The sequence below is a fragment of the Massilia genomosp. 1 genome (assembly GCF_011682185.1).
Taxonomy (GTDB): Bacteria; Pseudomonadota; Gammaproteobacteria; order Burkholderiales; family Burkholderiaceae_D; genus Telluria_A; species Telluria_A rubra.
The window spans coordinates 15705-31416 of the sequence record NZ_WHJF01000083.1 but is presented as its reverse complement, the minus strand read 5'-3'; the positions used below and the strand labels follow the sequence as shown (position 1 = coordinate 31416).

Below are 15712 nucleotides of genomic sequence, written 5' to 3'. Positions count from 1 at the left end.
CCGCTTCATTGACTGTCCCGTTCAATTGGGTAGGGACGCTATCGCCCGCGACATTCCGATTCAAGTTGAAAAGGTCCTGCATCGGAAAAGCGGCGCTGCGGCGGTGGTTTGTGCAACATTCAGGCTAAAAGAATGAAATTATTTCTCCCCGCCGCCACAAACGTGGCATTCTGTCAGCGCAAACACCTTGACCATACTGGAACCCGATTGCCATCCTGTGACCTGAACGATATTCACTGCCGGCCCTGCTGCGCGCGCTGGCTGCCGGTGGCGGCCCTGATGCTTGCAGCCCTGGCGCTCGCGGCCTGCGCGCCAGAACAACCGGCGCCGGCGCCCGCCAAGGGCGCGCCGGCGCAACAGAAATTGCCTCCCGTCGTCTACGGCCAGCTGCCGCCCGAGCTGGCGCGCTATGCCGAGGCCATCGACCGTTCGCGGCTGCCGTATATCCACATCGACTTGCACCAGCCGCACAAGCTGGCGCCGTGGAACAGCAGCCTGGGTGGCGCGGCTTACCTGCCCAAGGGACAGGAATATCCCGCCGGACCCGATGGCGTCCCGCTGACCTTGCTGGCGCAATTCAATTTTTCCGAGATGCCGGCGCTGGAGGGCTATCCCGCAGGCGGCATGCTGCAGTTCTATATTTCCGGCAGTAAATCGAAGGGGCATTTTTACGGCGCATCGAGCGAGAGCACCAAGCCGTACAATGCCGAACGCGCATTCCTCTCGCTCGCCAGGCAGCGCTGGTTCCGCGTGCTGTATCACCCCACAGTCGCTCGCGACGTCAAGAAACTCCAGCCGACGACCGTCATCGCCAGCGACAATCTGCCGATGGCGGGCACTTCCGCGCTCACTTTCGGGATCCGCACCGAACCGGTGTCGGTGCAGGACTACCGCTTCGCGCGCATCCTGGGCCAGCCGCCCTGGGAGCTGTTCAAGCAGTTTGGCGCGAAACAGGATGCCGTTTCCGAAAACTACGAGACGTTTTCGCAGAAATACACCATCGCCAAGCTGGGCGGGTACAGCAAGCCCACCCAGACCGACGTGCGCACTGCGCAGCCCGACGGCGACTGGCTGGTGCTGTTCGAGCTGCAAGGCGGCGGCGTCAAGGGCGGCTTCTACAGCGAATGGGGCGATAGCGGCATGGCCGTGTTCTACATTCGCCGCCAGGACCTGGCGCGGCGCGATTTCTCCAACGTGGTCTACTCGTGGGACAACCTCTGATGACGCACGCGGACCCGCATCGTCATCGAGCACGCGGCGCCTGCGTGTGGCTGGCGGCGGCACTGGCGCTTGGGGCCTGCTCGCCGCACAATCCCGAGCCTGCACCCGAACCCGAACCCGCATCGGCGCCGGTGCGCGACAAGGCGCGCCGGGTCAGCTACGGTGCGCTGCCGCCGGAGCTGGCGCCCTACACCGACAAGATCGACGCCTCCCGGCTTGCCTACATCGACATAACGCTGAAAGCAGCGCAGCACCTGGCGCCGTGGAACAGCAGGCTCGGTGGACCCGCCTACCTGCCCAAGGGACAGGCCTATCCGCGCGACCCCGATGGCGTTCCGCTGGCCTTGCTGGCACAGCTCAATTTTGCGGAGATGCCGGCCCTGGACGGCTATCCCGCGACCGGCATGCTGCAATTTTTCATCGCAGGCGGCGAATCGAGCGCGCATAGTTACGGCTCCGCGCCGGATTTTCCCACTCCCTTCGACGAGCAGCGCTATCTTGCGTTGCTGTCCGCGCAGCACTACTTCCGGGTGGTGTACCACCCGCGGGTCGAACAGCATCCGCAAAAACTGGCGCGCCCGCCCGCCGCGCCGACCGACGCGCTGCCGTTCGGCGGCACGGCGGGGCTGGTGTTCAAGCGCGACACCGCGCCGGTGTCGGTCGACGATTATCGCTTCCAGCGTTACCTGGGCAAGCCGCGCAACGCATTTTTCCGGCAGTTCGGCGGGGTGGGCGAAGACTTGTTGGTCGAGTACGCGCACTATGCCAACAAGGAGGTTGTGGCCCAGGTGGGCGGCTACAGCAACCCGGCCCAGGACGATCCGCGCGCCTCGTGGCCGGACGACGACTGGATCGTGCTGCTCGAATTGCATGGCAGCGAAGCGGACAAGGGCTTGCGCATGATGTGGGGCGACATGGGCATGGGCGCCTTCTACATTCGCCGCAACGACCTTGAACGGCGCGATTTTTCCAGGGTCCTGTACTACGTCGACAGCTACTGAGCGCCTCGCTGGCCGCGCCCTTGACGATCCTGTATCCTTCGCCTTACAGACACGAATTGAAAGCGCACCACCATGATCCCTGGCAAAAAACCCGACGCCGCCCGCCTCGATAAAATCGTGGCCGAGGCGCGCAAGGCGGCCGAAACACGCGAAAGCGGTTACCGGGCGCGCTCGCTCAAGATGTACCCGTGGACTTGCGGGCGCTGCATGCGCGAGTTCACCAACGCCAACGTGTCGCAGCTGACCGTACACCACCGCGACCACAACCACGACAACAATCCGCCCGACGGCAGCAACTGGGAGCTGTTGTGCCTGTACTGCCACGACAACGAGCACTCGCGCTACCTGGAAGCGGACCGTGGCGCCGGCTTGCTGTCGGCCGAGGTGGCGCCCGCCACCCACAACCCGTTCGCGGCGCTGGCCGGGCTGATGAAGAAAAAAGACTGAGTGCAGGCGGCAAGGCCGCGCCTGCGCATGCCGGCATGGCGGCGCAGCGCCTGGCGGCGCAAACGCGGTTGCTTGCCGTAAGTCAATAAGAGCGCGCGCATCTCCTGCGCTGTCCTCATAAAGTTTCCACTGGTAAATATAAAGTAGGTGGATGCCAACCCGGCATCCACCGCCGCTTTTCCTGGAGACCTTATGACGACCGACATCGCAGTGAGCCTGTCCGACACCTTGTTCGCCGCTGAACCGGACGCGCTGCTCCTCTGGCTCGACCCGGATGCGAGCGCCGCCCTGGCCGCCGCCATGGCCGCCTGGGCGCCCGCGCTCCCGCTACATGACATCGAAGCGATGATCCTGAGCGGCGACGATGGCGGCACGCCTTACTGGTTCGCGTTGCCGTACGACGTAGCCGACGACAGCGCGCGCGAGGCGGTGCTGAGCGGTAGCGACGACGCCGACATCCTGCACGGGCGCGAAGGCGCCGACCTGCTGTTCGGGCTCGAAGGCGACGATATCCTGCAGGATGTGCGCGGCAATAATCTGTTCGACGGCGGCGCCGGCGCCGACATCATCGAAGGCGCGGGCCGCAGCCTGTACATCGGCGGCGCCGGCGACGACACCATCACCGCCTGGGGCGCCGACTTCACGCTCGCCTTCAACGCCGGCGACGGCTTCGACACCGTCGTGTTGTGCGCGCGCGGCCCGGCCACCATCTCGCTCGGCCTGGGCATCGTCGCGGCGAATGTGTTCGTCAGCAGGGATGGCGGCGACCTGGTCGTGCATACCGGCGCCGCCGAAGGCATGGCGCTGCGCGGCTGGTACGACAATCCCGCGCCCGAAGCGCTCAGCGTGCAAGTGATCGGGGAGGGCGGTGTCCAGCTCTACGACCTGCTGGCGCTGATCGCCGGCGTCAACGGGCAGCAGGGCGCGCGGCTCGGCCAGCCCGATATGGACGGCGCGGCCCCGGCCGGCGGCGAACTGGCGGTGGTCTATGCCAGCAACGCAGCCGGCATCGGGATCACCGGCGCCAGCGCCGCTGCGTGGGCCGACAGTTTCGGCTTCAGCGCGGGCCTGGGCCTGCTGTTGTAGCCGCCGGCACGGTCCACGGGGTGCCGGGCGCGCGCCAGTATTGGCGCGCGATGTGCCGCCACGGCAGCACCAGCGGCACCAGCACGATGCCGATCGCGCAGGCGAACAGGGTGTCGGCGGCATACGCGTCGAGGCCCGGTCCCATCCACATCGGCACGGCGAAGGCAAGGACCCAGATGATCTTCCAGGCCAGCTCGAAGAGCAGCAGCGGCAGCATGCGCAGCGGATGGCGCAATCCCAGCACCGACAGCAGGCACAAGGCGCCGAGCAGCGAGCGCACCACGGTGCCGGCGTTGGCCGTCACGCCGGGCGGCGCGATGATCATCGGCCACATGCTCAGGCCCAGTCCCACCACCAGCAGCAGGTACATGGCGCGTAACAGGGACAGTCTTACTGTGCTGATCTGGTTCATGATGCGACTCCTTCAATAGTCAGTTGATCCCAAGCCGGGATGTTGATGCCCTTGAACAGCAGGTACAGGCAGAATGCGCTTTCGCCGATAAACGACGGCGCCAGGATCGCCGGAAAAACCGCTTCATGCAGGGCGGGCGAGAGCACCATGATGAAGGTGTTGAGCAGGTAGCACAGGCCGGCGAGCTGCATCAGCATCCCGAGCGGCGCCGGAAAATAGCCGGACCTGCGCAGCAGGTGGCCGACGATGACGCACTCGACCCCGAAGAACATCAGCGCCACCGCGAACGCATGCGCATGGCCGACGATGGCCAGGTAGGCCATGGCCTGCGCCTGCCCCGGTTCGATGCCGAGATGCCCGGCGGCCAGCAGCGGCGCGAGCGCGCCTTGCAGTTGCAGGGCGCTGACGCTTTCGACCGCCAGCGACACCAGCGCGAAGAACATGGCCAGCAGGGTCAGGTGCTTGTGTACGGGCCGCAGCAGCACGTACCAGGCCAGCGACAGCCCGACCGCGCACAGCAGCAGCAAGAGCTGGCCGGCCACGCCGACGCGCCACAGCCATTCGGAGGCGAGGATGCGGCGGGCGGTTTCGGCGGCGTTGCCGGAAACGAGCAGGCTGTTGCGGATCAGTGTCTCGCCCAGCAGCCCGATGACGATGATGACGAGGTACAGCGCGCCGGCGATGCGCGCGGTGCGCTGCGCCTCCTTGCCGCCGGGTTCAATCGACTGCTGGTACGGCATGGTGTTCTCCTGGTGAGGTGCAAACATCGATTGGCGCGGCAAGGGCAGTGCGGGCTTACTCGACGTCGCGCAGCATTTTCTCGACGGCGGCCACGCGCGTTCTTACTTCCGTCATATGGGCGTTGATCGCGCCCAGCGCGGCGGATGTTTCGGCCTGGGCCGCCGCGGCTTGCGCGGCCAGCTGGCGGTAGGCTTCGTCGCTGGCCAGGCGCGCCCTGGCCTGGACGATCGCGGCCAAGTACTTCATGCCGAAAATGAGCAGGACAGTCACGAGCGGCAGCCCGATGGTGATCAAAAAGACGTGTTCGGACATAATTGGGCTCTATTTTTCAGGGTTGATGGTAAGCGACCTGGCTGCCTCGGCGATCACCCCGGGCGTGAGCGCCACGGCGAAGCTGGCCGCTTCGAAGTAGTTAAGCGCTTTGCCGTCGTGCGACAGTTCGAGGCGGCTGGTCACAAGGCCGGCGTGTTCGAGTTTTTGCAGATGCAGGTGCAGCAAGGGCCGGCTGATGCCAAGGTCGCGCGCAAGCTGGCTGACGTAATTGCGTCCGCCCGCTGACAGGGCTGCAATGATGCGCAGCCGGTGCGGATTGGCCAGGGCCGACAGGATCGCCAGCAACTGGTCTCCGTCGATTGTTTGTATATTTTCTTTCACCTGCAAACAATATCTGACACATGACAGCGGGTCAAGCGGATTTTCCGGGGGAGGTGGAAATGACCCTGCCGCCAGTCGGGCGAGTCTGATAAACTCGCCACGATTGTTGTGTTTGTATCGAACCAGCCTGCCGTAACGCCGCTGCCAGCTTCCATGGAACGCTGGACCGGGTCCGACGGCCCGCGTGTGGCTGGTGCGACAAGCAAACTCCGCAAAGTACCGTTTCCAAGCGCTGCCGCCGGGCAGGTCGAGCAGAACTTGTCGAGGTGCGCCCCGCCGGCCGATTCCCATCGCGGGAGCGGCCCTGCCTTGCCCGTGTCTGCGACTTGCTGGTGGCACCTATCCGCCATTTTTACAGGGATGCCATGACTTATCTTCACACACTCGACACCATCGTCAGCACCATCGTGCTGCCAGCCGCCGCCGATACCGACCGCGAGGCCCGCTTTCCGCGCGCCGCCATCGATGCGCTGGGCCAGGCCGGCCTGCTCGGCCTTGTCAGCAGCAAGGACGTGGGCGGCATGGGCCTCGGTTTGCCGGAAGCCGCGCAACTGATCGAGCGCCTGGCCAAGGCCTGCCCATCGACCGCGATGATCGTCTGCATGCACCTGTGCGCGGCCACCGTGCTGGAAAAATTCGCCGCTGAAAAGGTGCGCCGCGAGGTCGCTTGCGGGCGCCACCTGAGCACCCTGGCCTGGTCCGACAACGGCTCGCGCAGCCACTTCTGGGCGCCGGTCGGCACTGCGCGCCAGGAAGGCGATGGCATCGTCATCGACGGCAGCAAGTCGATGGTCACCGCCGCCGGCGAAGCCGATTCCTACGTCTGGTCGACCGCGCCGGTGGCCAAGGAAGGCGCCAGCACCCTGTGGCTGGTCGACAGCAAGAGCGCCGGCCTCTCCGAACCGAAAGCGTTCGACGGCATGGGCTTGCGCGGCAACCGTTCCTCGCCGCTCAGCGCCAGCGGCGTGTACGTCACCCCGGCGGCCATGCTCGGCGTGGATGGCGGCGGCTTCGACATCATGATCGGCGCGGTGCTGCCGGTGTTCTCGACCCTGATCGCCTCGTCCTCGCTTGGGCAGATGGAGGCCGTGCTGGAAGCGGCGTGCGTACACGCGGCCGGCAGCAAGCTCGAACACCTGGGCAGCGCCTTGTCGGAACTGCCGACCATCCGCGCCTACCTGGCGCGCGCCCGCATCAGCGCCGACATGGTGCGCACCCTGCGCGACGATACGCTCGCCGCGCTGGCCGCCAGCCGTCCGGACGCCATGCTGCGCGTGATGCAGGTCAAAGCGGCAGCGGCCGAAGCGGCGCTGGAAGTGACCGACACCGCCATGCGCGTGTGCGGCGGCGCGGCCTTCCGCAAGGATGTCGGCATCGAGCGCTACTTCCGCGACGCGCGCGCCGCCTCGGTCATGGCGCCGACCTCCGACGTGCTGTTCGACTTTATCGGCAAGGCCGTTTGCGGCATGCCGGTGTTCGGTTAAGGAGCGCGCCATGAACACACCATTGATGATGGGCGCCGTAGCCTACGCACCGAAAGTCGTGACGATCTGGGAAGGCTTCAAGGAGTACTTCCGCCGCCATGACTTTGAATTCGATTTCATTTTGTACTCCAACTACGAGCGCCAGGTGCAGGCGCAGTTCGACGGCAGCATTGCGCTGGCGTGGAATTCGCCGCTGGCCTGGGTGCGGGCCGAGCGCATGGCGCGCGCACGCGGCCAGCAAGTGAGCGCGCTGGCCATGCGCGACAGCGATTGCGACCTGACCTCGGTGCTGGTCACGCGTACCGGCCCGCTGCTCACGCTGGAACAACTCAAGGGCAAGACGATCGGTTTTGGCGCCATCGACTCGCCGCAGGCGCACCTGATTCCGCTCGACCTGCTGCGCCAGCACGGCATGCTGGCCGGGCGCGATTACACGGCGCGCCGCTTCGACGTTTTGGGCGGCAAGCACGGCGACCATATCGGCGGCGAACGCGACGCCGCGCTGGCGCTCATCGCCGGCGAGATCGATGCCGCCTGGATGATCGACAGTAACCACATGGCCTTCTCGCGCGAAGGCGTGCTGCCGGCCGGCGCCACCACGATCCTGGCGCGCACGGCGCCGTTCGACCACTGTAACTTCACGGTCAGCCCCGGCGCGCCGGCGGAGACAATCGCGCGCTTCGGCGAACTGCTGCTGGCCATGAGCTGGGACGACCCGGAAGTGCGCCCGCTGCTCGAACTCGAAGGCCTGAAAACCTGGCTGCCGGGACGCACCAGCGGCTACGACGCGCTGGTGCGGGCGGTGGACGACGAAGCCTTCTACGACGCCGAAGGGAAAATCCTTGCCATCGACTATCGATATTGAAGACCTGGGCTTTGACGCCGGCGCCCACCTGCTGGTCAAGCACGGCTTGCAGCAGCTCGCGCCCGGCGCGCAGCTCGATGTCACGGGCAGCGGCGCGGGCTGGGACGGGCAACTGGGCGCCTGGTGCCGCAGCCAGGGACACCCGTGCGCGCCGCATGAGGTGGACGGGCGCAAGGTGGTGCGCGTGACGCGCGGCGGCGCCGCGGCCGGCCGCTGGCGCGCCGCGCTGCACAGCGGCCATGCCGACCCGCGTGTCGATGGCGCGGTCGCCGACCAGGCCAAGGCCCAGTGGGGCCTGGCCGCGCGCGGCGCCACCGTCGAAGCCGGGTCGCCGGCCATGCAGTTCCGCCTCGATCAAAAGGAAGAAGTGTGGGCCGAGCGTGCGGCCGACCTGTACGCCCAGGCCGCCGCCGCCCAGTGGGACCCGGAGACGGCGATCGACTGGAAGGCCGACTTCACCTTGCCCGACATGGTCGAAGACGCGGTGGTGCAGGTGCTGACTTACATGATCGAAAACGAAGTGGCGGCGCTGGTGGTGCCGGCGCGCTTTTTGGGGCAGGTGCATCCGCATTTTCGCGAAGTGCAGGCGGTGCTGGCGATCCAGGTGGCCGACGAAGCGCGCCACATCGAGGTGTTCACGCGGCGCGTGCGGCTCAAGGGCAGGGAGCCGGGCCTGTCGACGGCGGGCGGGCAAAGCTCGCTCAAGACGCTGCTCGATGAGCAGGATTTTTCGGTGGCCGAATTTTTGCTGTCGGTGCTGGGGGAGGGCACGTTCGTCAGCCTGCTGCACTTCTTGCATGCGTACGCGCCGGACCCGGTCACGCGCCAGATCGCGCGCCTGGCCGCGCGCGACGAAGCGCGTCATGTCGCCTTCGGCATGACGCACCTGGCGGCGCGGCTCGAACGCGAGCCGGCCTTTCGAACGCGCCTGGCCAACGCGGTCCAGTCGCGCAACGATGCGCTGGCGGCCAGTTCGGGACTGAACGAAGAAGTGTTCGATTCCCTGATCCTGCTGGCGGCGGGCGCGCTGACCCCAGGCGCGATCGCGGCCGGCTATGTGCGGGTGCAGCAGCTGATGGTGGACATGGCCGAAGGGCGCCAGGCGCGGCTGGAGCGGCTGGGGTTTTCCAAGGCCGAGGCGCGCCAGTTGTCGGCGCTGCATACGCGTAATTTCATGTAAGGCCGCGCCCCTGAACACCAGGGTACCGCGGGATCGTCAATCGAATTGAACATAGGGATTTTGAATGCGAAGCAAGATGATTTTTGCCAGCCTGATGGCGCTGGCATGCGCGTCGCCGGCGTCTGCGCAGGCGGGTGAGCGGGCCAGGTCCCAGGACAAGTCAGCGGCCTCTGTCAACAGCAAGGCGCCTGCAAAAGCGGACGGGTTCGGGACGGTGCTTCCCGCCGGCTTGACTGCGAAGCAGCTGATCGCCCTGGTCGCGCCCGGCCGGGACGCGTCGTTCGCCATGCTCGTCGGCGCAAAAGCGTGGCCGTACCGCGCCAACAGCTTCGTCGTGATCGCTTGTTTCAGCCGCAACGAAAAGGACGCTGAACGGTCGCGCAAGTCGAGCACGGGACCGTCCTGCGACGGCGCTTCCCGGTTCGGCGGGACGCCCGCATCCATCGATCCGGCGGTGTACTTGGGTGTCGTGGAATACCAGGCCGGCAGTGCCGCGCCGACGCTGGTCGCCAGTTACGGCAAGCCCTACGATATCAAGACCAGCTGGGCATTTAGTCAGGTCGAAGGTCCTGGGGAGGACGACGATACGCCCGGAGGCCGGGAGAGCGGCCTGATGCCGGAACAGTATCGCCGTTTCGACTTCGCCCCCTACAAGATCACGCCGACGGAAACGGCCATCGGCTTGCGTCTCGGCTGGAACGAGGGCTATGCCGGCGGAGGCGCCGATTTTGAAGCACTGTCCCTGTTCAGGATCGACGGCAACAAGCTGGTCAATATCTTGTCGGAGCCGGTCTCCTTCCACAAGCTGATCGCCGGCGACTGGAACAAGGATGGCACCAGGGACCACGATGAGTACGAAGGCACGAATGTGCTGTCCGTTCTTCCGAGTACAAGCAATGGCTATGCGGATCTCCAGTTACGATTACTGAAAAGTAAATCGAAGCAAGTTTTCACCTGGGACAGCAAACGCGCCCGGTATATGCCGGTCAAGACGGCCCAGGCGGCGAAAAACCGCTGAGGCGTCACGCCGCCGGGCCGGCCGTGCCGGCAGGCGTCAGGCGACCCTGGCCGGCTTCTTGAACGGACTGCGCTCGGGTGCGTCATCATGCTCGATGCCCAGCAGCAGGTGCTTGATCATCTTGTTGAGCACGGGCTGGCGGTGGCGCACCAAAATGCCGAAGGTTTGCGGTTTCGCGCCCAGCGCCGCCTTCGGCTCGAGCGCGGTGCGGCCGAACGAGACCTGCTTGCAGCCCATCGACAGGGCGTCGGCAATGCCGGCGTGCAGCAGGCGCAGATAGATCGGCAGGTCGGCCGCCGCCGCGCGCTTAAAGCCGATATGGTAGGCGATGGAGGTGTCGCCATCGGCCACCGAGATCAAAAAGCCCAGCATCGCCCCATCTTGCTTGAGCACGCTGCAGCGGAAGCGCTCGCCGGCGGCCTTTTGCAGCGCGGGAAAATACTCGGGGCGCAGCTCGAACGGGCGGAAACCCGCGTTGACCTGGACTTCCTTGTAGAGGCCGTGGATCTGGTCGCGCACGGCGTCCAGGTCGCTTAACTGTTCCACGGTGCAGGCTGCCTCGTCGAGCGTCTTGAACACCGCGTTGCGCACGCCGCTGCGGTACTTGGACGCCAGGCTGGCCAGGTAGTCGTCGTAATGCTTCCAGTCGTCCTGCAGGGCCAGCACCATGTTCGGCTCGGTTTCGACGTAGCGGTAGCTCAGGTGTTCCAGGTGCGCCGCGTGGTCGATGTGGGGCGCGTGCAAGTCCTTGATCATGATGAAGTGGGTCTTGCCAACCAGCTTGTCGGCCTGGCGCACGCGGTACAGCACTTCGGCCACGCCATGCCAGGCCAGCTTGGGATCGGCGTCGGGCGCCATGGCGATGCCGTGCTGGCCGAAGGTGAGCAAGTTGCCGCAGGTGAGGATGCGCTGGGTGGTCTTTTTGGCCAGCTCGTCGAGCGCGGCGGGACGGGGCGAGGCCGAGCCGCTTTTGTCGGGGCGGGCCTGGGCCAGGCTGATGTCGGCGATCTGCATGTACACGGCCGCGACCGGCATGCGGTCGGCGCCAGCGCCGCTGTAGATCAGGGCGTAGCGCGGCGACAGGTTGTGCGGCAGCACGTGTTCGAGCGCCTTGAGGTAGTCGAAGGACATGAAGAAGCCGGCGTGCCGGGCCAGCGCCTGCCAGGCGGCGGCGTCGAGCAGCTCGATGGCATCGGCGATGGCGTAGTGCAGGTCGGCCGGGCCGCGCAGGCGCTTGCGTTCGCGGCTGCGTTCGGAGAGCGAGGCTTTGATCGAGCGGAGTTTTTCAGGGATGTTCATGGACGCACTTTTTTTCGTTATTCGAATCGTTCGTGCGCGATTCTACAGAAGGTGACCTCGAACAGCCTACCGCGTGGCGCAATGATCGCCATGCGATGCGCACGCGATGTTTGGGCGGCTGCGCTTTCCTGACGACAGGTTCTGCGCTGGCCGCGCTTTTTAGAGATTCATGTGATGCGCAAAAACAACGACAGGAAATTTCTTGCTCGGCCAAAGCAAACATGTGATTATGCTTTAACCATGAGTTAATGATCGATTTCCGTTTTCGGAAGGTCGCACATGAATACCGCCACGTACCAGAATAAATCCAGGATGATTGAAAATGATTTCCCTGATGATTTATTGCAGCCGAGCATGGAGGATATCGTCACCGACCAGACTTCCTTTGGGATAAGGCTGGTCGATACGCCCGAAGGCCGTAACACGGCCAGCATGCTGATACATAAAATGTATGCGTGGCGCGGCCTGGCCGGTACCCATGCCATATTGAATGACCCTAACCGCGTGACACTCATGGCCCACCGCAAAGGCGAGGCCGTCGGAACGCTCACGATCGGCCTCGATTCGCCGTCGGGAATCCTGGCCGACCAGTTGTTCAAGCCCGAAATAGACGCGTTCCGCGCCCTTGGAAATCGCGTGTGCGAGATTACCAAGCTGGCATTCGATATCGAATCGTCGTCGAAGAGTTACCTGGCCGCCTTGTTCCATCTGTCGGTGATTGTTGCGCGCGATATGCATGCCTGCGATCTCATCTTCATTGAAATCAGCCCGCGCCACCGTGGATTCTTCCAGCGCATGCTTGGCTTTCGTCAGTTGGGCGAGGAGAAGATCAATCCTCGGGTGAATGTACGCGGCATCTTGATGTGTGTGCCGCTGACCTATATGACGGAGCAAACGCGGTTGTTTGGCGGTAAAGGCGCGGAAGCGGTGGGAGAACGTTCTTTGTTTCCCCTGTTCTACTCGCCGCGCGAGGAATGCGGGATCGTCAACCGTCTCAAGGAACGGCGTTGAGCTTCCTGCCCACGCCACCGAGCGGGAAGGCGGCCGCCTTTTCCTATGCGCGCGCGTTTTCGCGCAATATCGGCTGGGTTACGCCGGCCGAACAGGAATTGCTGCGCGGCAAACGTGTGGCCATTGCGGGAGCCGGCGGGGTGGGCGGCTATCATTTGCTGGCGCTGGCCCGGCTGGGCATAGGCGCGTTTCACATTGCCGATTTCGACACCTTCGACATCGCCAATTTCAACCGCCAGGCGGGCGCCTTCATGTCCACCGTGGGGCAGCCCAAGGTCGATGTGGCGGCCCGCATGGCGCTCGACATCAACCCCGAGCTGGACCTGCGCGTCTTTCCGGACGGTGTACACGGCGGCAATCTGGACGCTTTTCTCGATGGCGTGGACTTGTACGTGGACGGACTCGATTTCTTCGCCTTCGATGCGCGTGCGCAAACATACGCGCTGTGCCAGCGGCGCGGCATTCCGGCAACCATGGCGGCGCCTCTGGGCATGGGTGTTGCCAGCATGAACTTCATGCCAGGAAGAATGAGTTTTGAGGAGTATTTCCGCTGGGGCAATTTATCCGAGCCGGACAAGGCGCTGCGCTTCCTGATCGGCCTGGCGCCGGCCGGCTTGCACCGGCCCTACCTGGTCGAACCGAGCGCCGTCAACCTGGCCGAGCGGCGCGGCCCGTCGACCGTGATGGGCTGCCAGCTGTGCGCCGGCGTGGCCGTGACCCAGGCCCTCAAGATCCTGCTGGGGCGGGGCCGGGTCCTGGCGGCGCCCCACGCCACCCAGTACGACGCGTTTCGCGACAAGCTGGCGCACACCTGGCGTCCCGGCGGCAACCGCCATCCCCTGCAATGGCTGTCGATCCAGATCGGCCGCCATTTCTACAGCAAAAGCTTGCGAGCGCAATGAAGCAGCTCTCCATCATCGAGCAGATACTCGACCTGGCGCGCTGGGCGCCCAGCGGCGACAATGTGCAGTCGCACCGTTTTCAGATCGCCGGGCCGCGGCATCTGGTGATCCACGCGCGCGATACGCGCGCCGACTGCGTGTATGACCTGGACGGCCACGCCAGCCAGATCGGCTTCGGCGCCTTGCTTGAAACCATCGCCATCGCGGCGACCGGACATGGCTTGGGCACGCGCGTGGAGCGGCGCCAGCGTCCCGCCGCCGACGATGCTTACCTGATCTTTGACGTCTATTTCGAAGCGCAAGCCGGGCTTGCCGTCGACCCGCTGATCAAGCACATCACTGCGCGCGCGGTGCAGCGCCGGCCAATGAAGACGCGGCGCCTGACTGCGCACGAAAAGACGGTGCTGGAAGCGTCCGTGGGGCCGGCCTACGCCTTGCGCTGGCTGGAAACCGGGAGCGACAAGTTGCGGGCGGCGAAGTTGATGTACCGCAATGCGAAACTGCGCCTGACCATGCCGGAAGCGTATGAAGTGCATCGGCGCATTATCCACTGGGGCGTGGCGCGCAGTCCGGACCGGGTGCCGGACCGGAGCCTGGGCGCCGACCCCGTCACCATGCGCCTGATGAAATGGGCGATGGCGAGCTGGAGCCGGCTGTCGGCCGTGAACACGCTCATGGGCACGTGGGCGCCGCGCCTGCAGATGGATTTTGTGCCGAGCCTGATGTGCGCCGCGCATTTCGTCCTCCAGGCCAGGCAGCAGCCGCGCACCATCGACGAGTTCGTCGCTGCGGGCCGCGCGGTCCAGCGATTCTGGCTGACCCTGACGGCGCTGGGCTTGTTCATGCAGCCGGAAATGACACCGCTCATCTTCGCGCGCTATGTCGACCAGGGGCGCCAATTCAGCAAGATCGGCAACTTGCACGCCCTGGCCGCGACGCTGCGGGAGCGTTGCGCCGCCATCATCAGCGCGCCGGGCCTGTATCCGGTCTACATGGGCCGTCTGGGTGAAGGCCCGGCGCCATCCTCGCGCGCCGAACGCAAGCCGCTGGACCAATTGATGCTGCCGTAACAGCGGTTTTCCATTTCTCCGCATATTCTCCCTTCGCTCCAGTTCCGATATCGACCCGATATGAATTCCGTATCGCTGCGTTTGCCATTCAATTTGGCGTAACTATTCAATCTGATAGGATGCGCAAACAAGCGGAACGCAGAATATTCATCATTCCGGATACGAGGAAAGCGATAAAAATGTCGGGAAACTTTACAAAACAGATGTTAATAAGTTACTAAGAGTAAATACGATAATATAAGTCCTTGTTAACCCGCATATTACTTTTAGTGGCACGCTCATTGCTTCATGTCTGTCATGATTATCGCAGTGCGCGTGGTCATATTCTGATGTTTCCTGAAAGAAGTTTATCCTTGGAGAATAAGCATGCAAACAAAAATGAAAAGGCTGCGCCGTCTGGCTGTTTCGACGATGTTACTCATCGGTGCGCTAAGCACGGGCGAGGCCGGCGCCGTTGCACTATTCACTGTCAATCCGAACTTTCTGACCGTTGGCGGGACGCCGTTCGAGGCAACCGCCATCAGCGGGCTTTCGTCGAGCCGGATTGCTCAGGTCAGCGGCGATAAATTCACCAGTGATGGCTACGCCGTCTTCACTGGCTTTGCCAAGGACAACGCTCCCATCTCGGGCAATATCACCAAAGTCAACGGCGACTATGGCCTGTATGCGCGCTTCCACCAAGACCTCAGTTGCAAAGGCGGGCTGGCGCGTGGTGTGACCTGCGATACGACAGCCATGACATTTAGCCTGTATGCGGACATAGGCAACAAGAACGACTACCACATGGCGTCGCTGGCCGCCGGTGCGTCGGTGGACGATTACGGCGCCAAGGACATCCTGCTGGCGTCGTCGAACGTGCTCCATGGCGGCATTGGCGGGCTGGACCAGTTGGGCGGGGCATTCCAGAACATGAACATAGGCTGGACCTTGAGCGATATCGGCGCTCAGTATTTCACGTCGCCCACGCCGTTCTACAATGCCGCGTTCACTGCTTTCAACAATACGTCGCAAGGGCTGAGCTGCGACAAGCCGAAAGTCAATTGCCAGGGCGCGACTGTGGTGGCGATCGCTTCGCAAGTGGGCGTCCTCGACTTCAACACGCGCGCGGTGCCTGAACCGGGCGCGCTCGCGCTCATGGGCATCGGTCTGCTTGGCTTGGGGACCATGCGCCGCCGGGCGGGCCGCTGAGTCGAACCGCGTTACGCCGGTTTCACAGCGCTGGCCGGGCAGGCCTGACGAGGGCATGCCGGCCAGCGCATCCGGCGATGTTCGCCAACATCTCACCCCGATTACCCAAGGGGGCCAGACATGCCAGCAAGAT

Annotated in this window: 17 protein-coding genes; 12 read left to right on the top strand and 5 right to left on the bottom strand. The window is 64.4% G+C overall.

The window, feature by feature from the left end; all coding sequences use genetic code 11:
- The first annotated feature begins 207 nt into the window (after window positions 1-207).
- From F1735_RS24675 to F1735_RS24660, 4 genes are all read left to right on the top strand, one after another.
- Entirely contained in the window at window positions 208-1221 is a 1014-nt protein-coding gene (locus tag F1735_RS24675; RefSeq protein ID WP_167239389.1) for a YwqG family protein, read from the top strand.
- Window positions 1221-2222 carry a YwqG family protein gene (locus tag F1735_RS24670; RefSeq protein WP_167239388.1) on the top strand — a complete coding sequence of 334 codons (1002 nt, stop codon included), beginning with the start codon at window positions 1221-1223 and terminating at the stop codon, window positions 2220-2222. The genes F1735_RS24675 and F1735_RS24670 overlap by 1 nt, the downstream gene beginning before the upstream one ends.
- 72 nt (window positions 2223-2294) lie before the next feature.
- Window positions 2295-2669, top strand: coding sequence for a YajD family HNH nuclease (locus F1735_RS24665; RefSeq protein WP_167239387.1), 375 nt, complete (start codon window positions 2295-2297; stop codon window positions 2667-2669).
- A 192-nt stretch (window positions 2670-2861) separates the two neighbouring features.
- Entirely contained in the window at window positions 2862-3755 is an 894-nt protein-coding gene (locus F1735_RS24660; protein WP_167239386.1) for a calcium-binding protein, read from the top strand.
- Here F1735_RS24660 and F1735_RS24655 read toward each other — a convergent pair.
- From F1735_RS24655 to F1735_RS36755, 4 genes are read right to left on the bottom strand one after another with little or no spacing between them, the layout of a single operon-like run.
- Window positions 3727-4167, bottom strand: a complete 441-nt coding sequence (locus tag F1735_RS24655; protein ID WP_167239385.1) for a hypothetical protein — start codon at window positions 4165-4167, stop codon at window positions 3727-3729. The genes F1735_RS24660 and F1735_RS24655 overlap by 29 nt on opposite strands.
- On the bottom strand, window positions 4164-4907 hold the full coding sequence (locus tag F1735_RS24650; RefSeq protein ID WP_167239384.1) for a DUF4386 domain-containing protein: 744 nt from the start codon (window positions 4905-4907) through the stop codon (window positions 4164-4166). Before F1735_RS24650 ends, F1735_RS24655 begins: the two co-directional genes overlap by 4 nt.
- A gap of 55 nt (window positions 4908-4962) precedes the next feature.
- Entirely contained in the window at window positions 4963-5220 is a 258-nt protein-coding gene (locus tag F1735_RS24645; RefSeq protein WP_167239383.1) for a hypothetical protein, read from the bottom strand.
- A 9-nt stretch (window positions 5221-5229) separates the two neighbouring features.
- Window positions 5230-5526: an ArsR/SmtB family transcription factor gene (locus tag F1735_RS36755; protein WP_229505939.1), complete on the bottom strand. Its 297-nt coding sequence runs from the start codon at window positions 5524-5526 to the stop codon at window positions 5230-5232.
- A 401-nt stretch (window positions 5527-5927) separates the two neighbouring features.
- Between F1735_RS36755 and F1735_RS24635 the strand changes: the two genes are divergently transcribed.
- The 4 genes from F1735_RS24635 (at window position 5928) to F1735_RS24620 (ending at window position 10109) form a co-directional block, all read left to right on the top strand.
- Window positions 5928-7046: an acyl-CoA dehydrogenase family protein gene (locus F1735_RS24635; RefSeq protein WP_167239381.1), complete on the top strand. Its 1119-nt coding sequence runs from the start codon at window positions 5928-5930 to the stop codon at window positions 7044-7046.
- A gap of 10 nt (window positions 7047-7056) precedes the next feature.
- Window positions 7057-7911 (top strand): phosphate/phosphite/phosphonate ABC transporter substrate-binding protein, encoded by an 855-nt coding sequence (locus F1735_RS24630; RefSeq protein WP_167239380.1) that lies wholly within the window; start codon window positions 7057-7059, stop codon window positions 7909-7911.
- Window positions 7889-9091 (top strand): ferritin-like domain-containing protein, encoded by a 1203-nt coding sequence (locus tag F1735_RS24625; RefSeq protein WP_167239379.1) that lies wholly within the window; start codon window positions 7889-7891, stop codon window positions 9089-9091. The genes F1735_RS24630 and F1735_RS24625 overlap by 23 nt, the downstream gene beginning before the upstream one ends.
- A gap of 76 nt (window positions 9092-9167) precedes the next feature.
- Window positions 9168-10109: a hypothetical protein gene (locus tag F1735_RS24620; RefSeq protein WP_222853065.1), complete on the top strand. Its 942-nt coding sequence runs from the start codon at window positions 9168-9170 to the stop codon at window positions 10107-10109.
- Between the two features lie 36 nt (window positions 10110-10145).
- Here F1735_RS24620 and F1735_RS24615 read toward each other — a convergent pair whose 3' ends face one another.
- Window positions 10146-11408, bottom strand: coding sequence for a GNAT family N-acetyltransferase (locus F1735_RS24615; RefSeq protein WP_167239377.1), 1263 nt, complete (start codon window positions 11406-11408; stop codon window positions 10146-10148).
- A gap of 279 nt (window positions 11409-11687) precedes the next feature.
- Between F1735_RS24615 and F1735_RS24610 the strand changes: the two genes are divergently transcribed.
- The 4 genes from F1735_RS24610 to pepA all read left to right on the top strand — a co-directional run bounded on the left by F1735_RS24610 (window position 11688) and on the right by pepA (window position 15579).
- Complete coding sequence (locus F1735_RS24610; protein WP_229505938.1) at window positions 11688-12419, top strand: N-acyl amino acid synthase FeeM domain-containing protein; 732 nt, start codon at window positions 11688-11690, stop codon at window positions 12417-12419.
- On the top strand, window positions 12416-13321 hold the full coding sequence (locus tag F1735_RS24605) for a ThiF family adenylyltransferase (protein ID WP_229505937.1): 906 nt from the start codon (window positions 12416-12418) through the stop codon (window positions 13319-13321). The genes F1735_RS24610 and F1735_RS24605 overlap by 4 nt, the downstream gene beginning before the upstream one ends.
- A complete protein-coding gene (locus F1735_RS24600) occupies window positions 13318-14391 on the top strand; it encodes a molybdopterin biosynthesis protein MoeY (RefSeq protein WP_167239375.1) in 1074 nt (357 codons plus the stop codon). Before F1735_RS24605 ends, F1735_RS24600 begins: the two co-directional genes overlap by 4 nt.
- A 366-nt stretch (window positions 14392-14757) precedes the next feature.
- Window positions 14758-15579: a flocculation-associated PEP-CTERM protein PepA gene (gene pepA / locus F1735_RS24595; RefSeq protein WP_167239374.1), complete on the top strand. Its 822-nt coding sequence runs from the start codon at window positions 14758-14760 to the stop codon at window positions 15577-15579.
- Window positions 15580-15712: the final 133 nt, after the last annotated feature.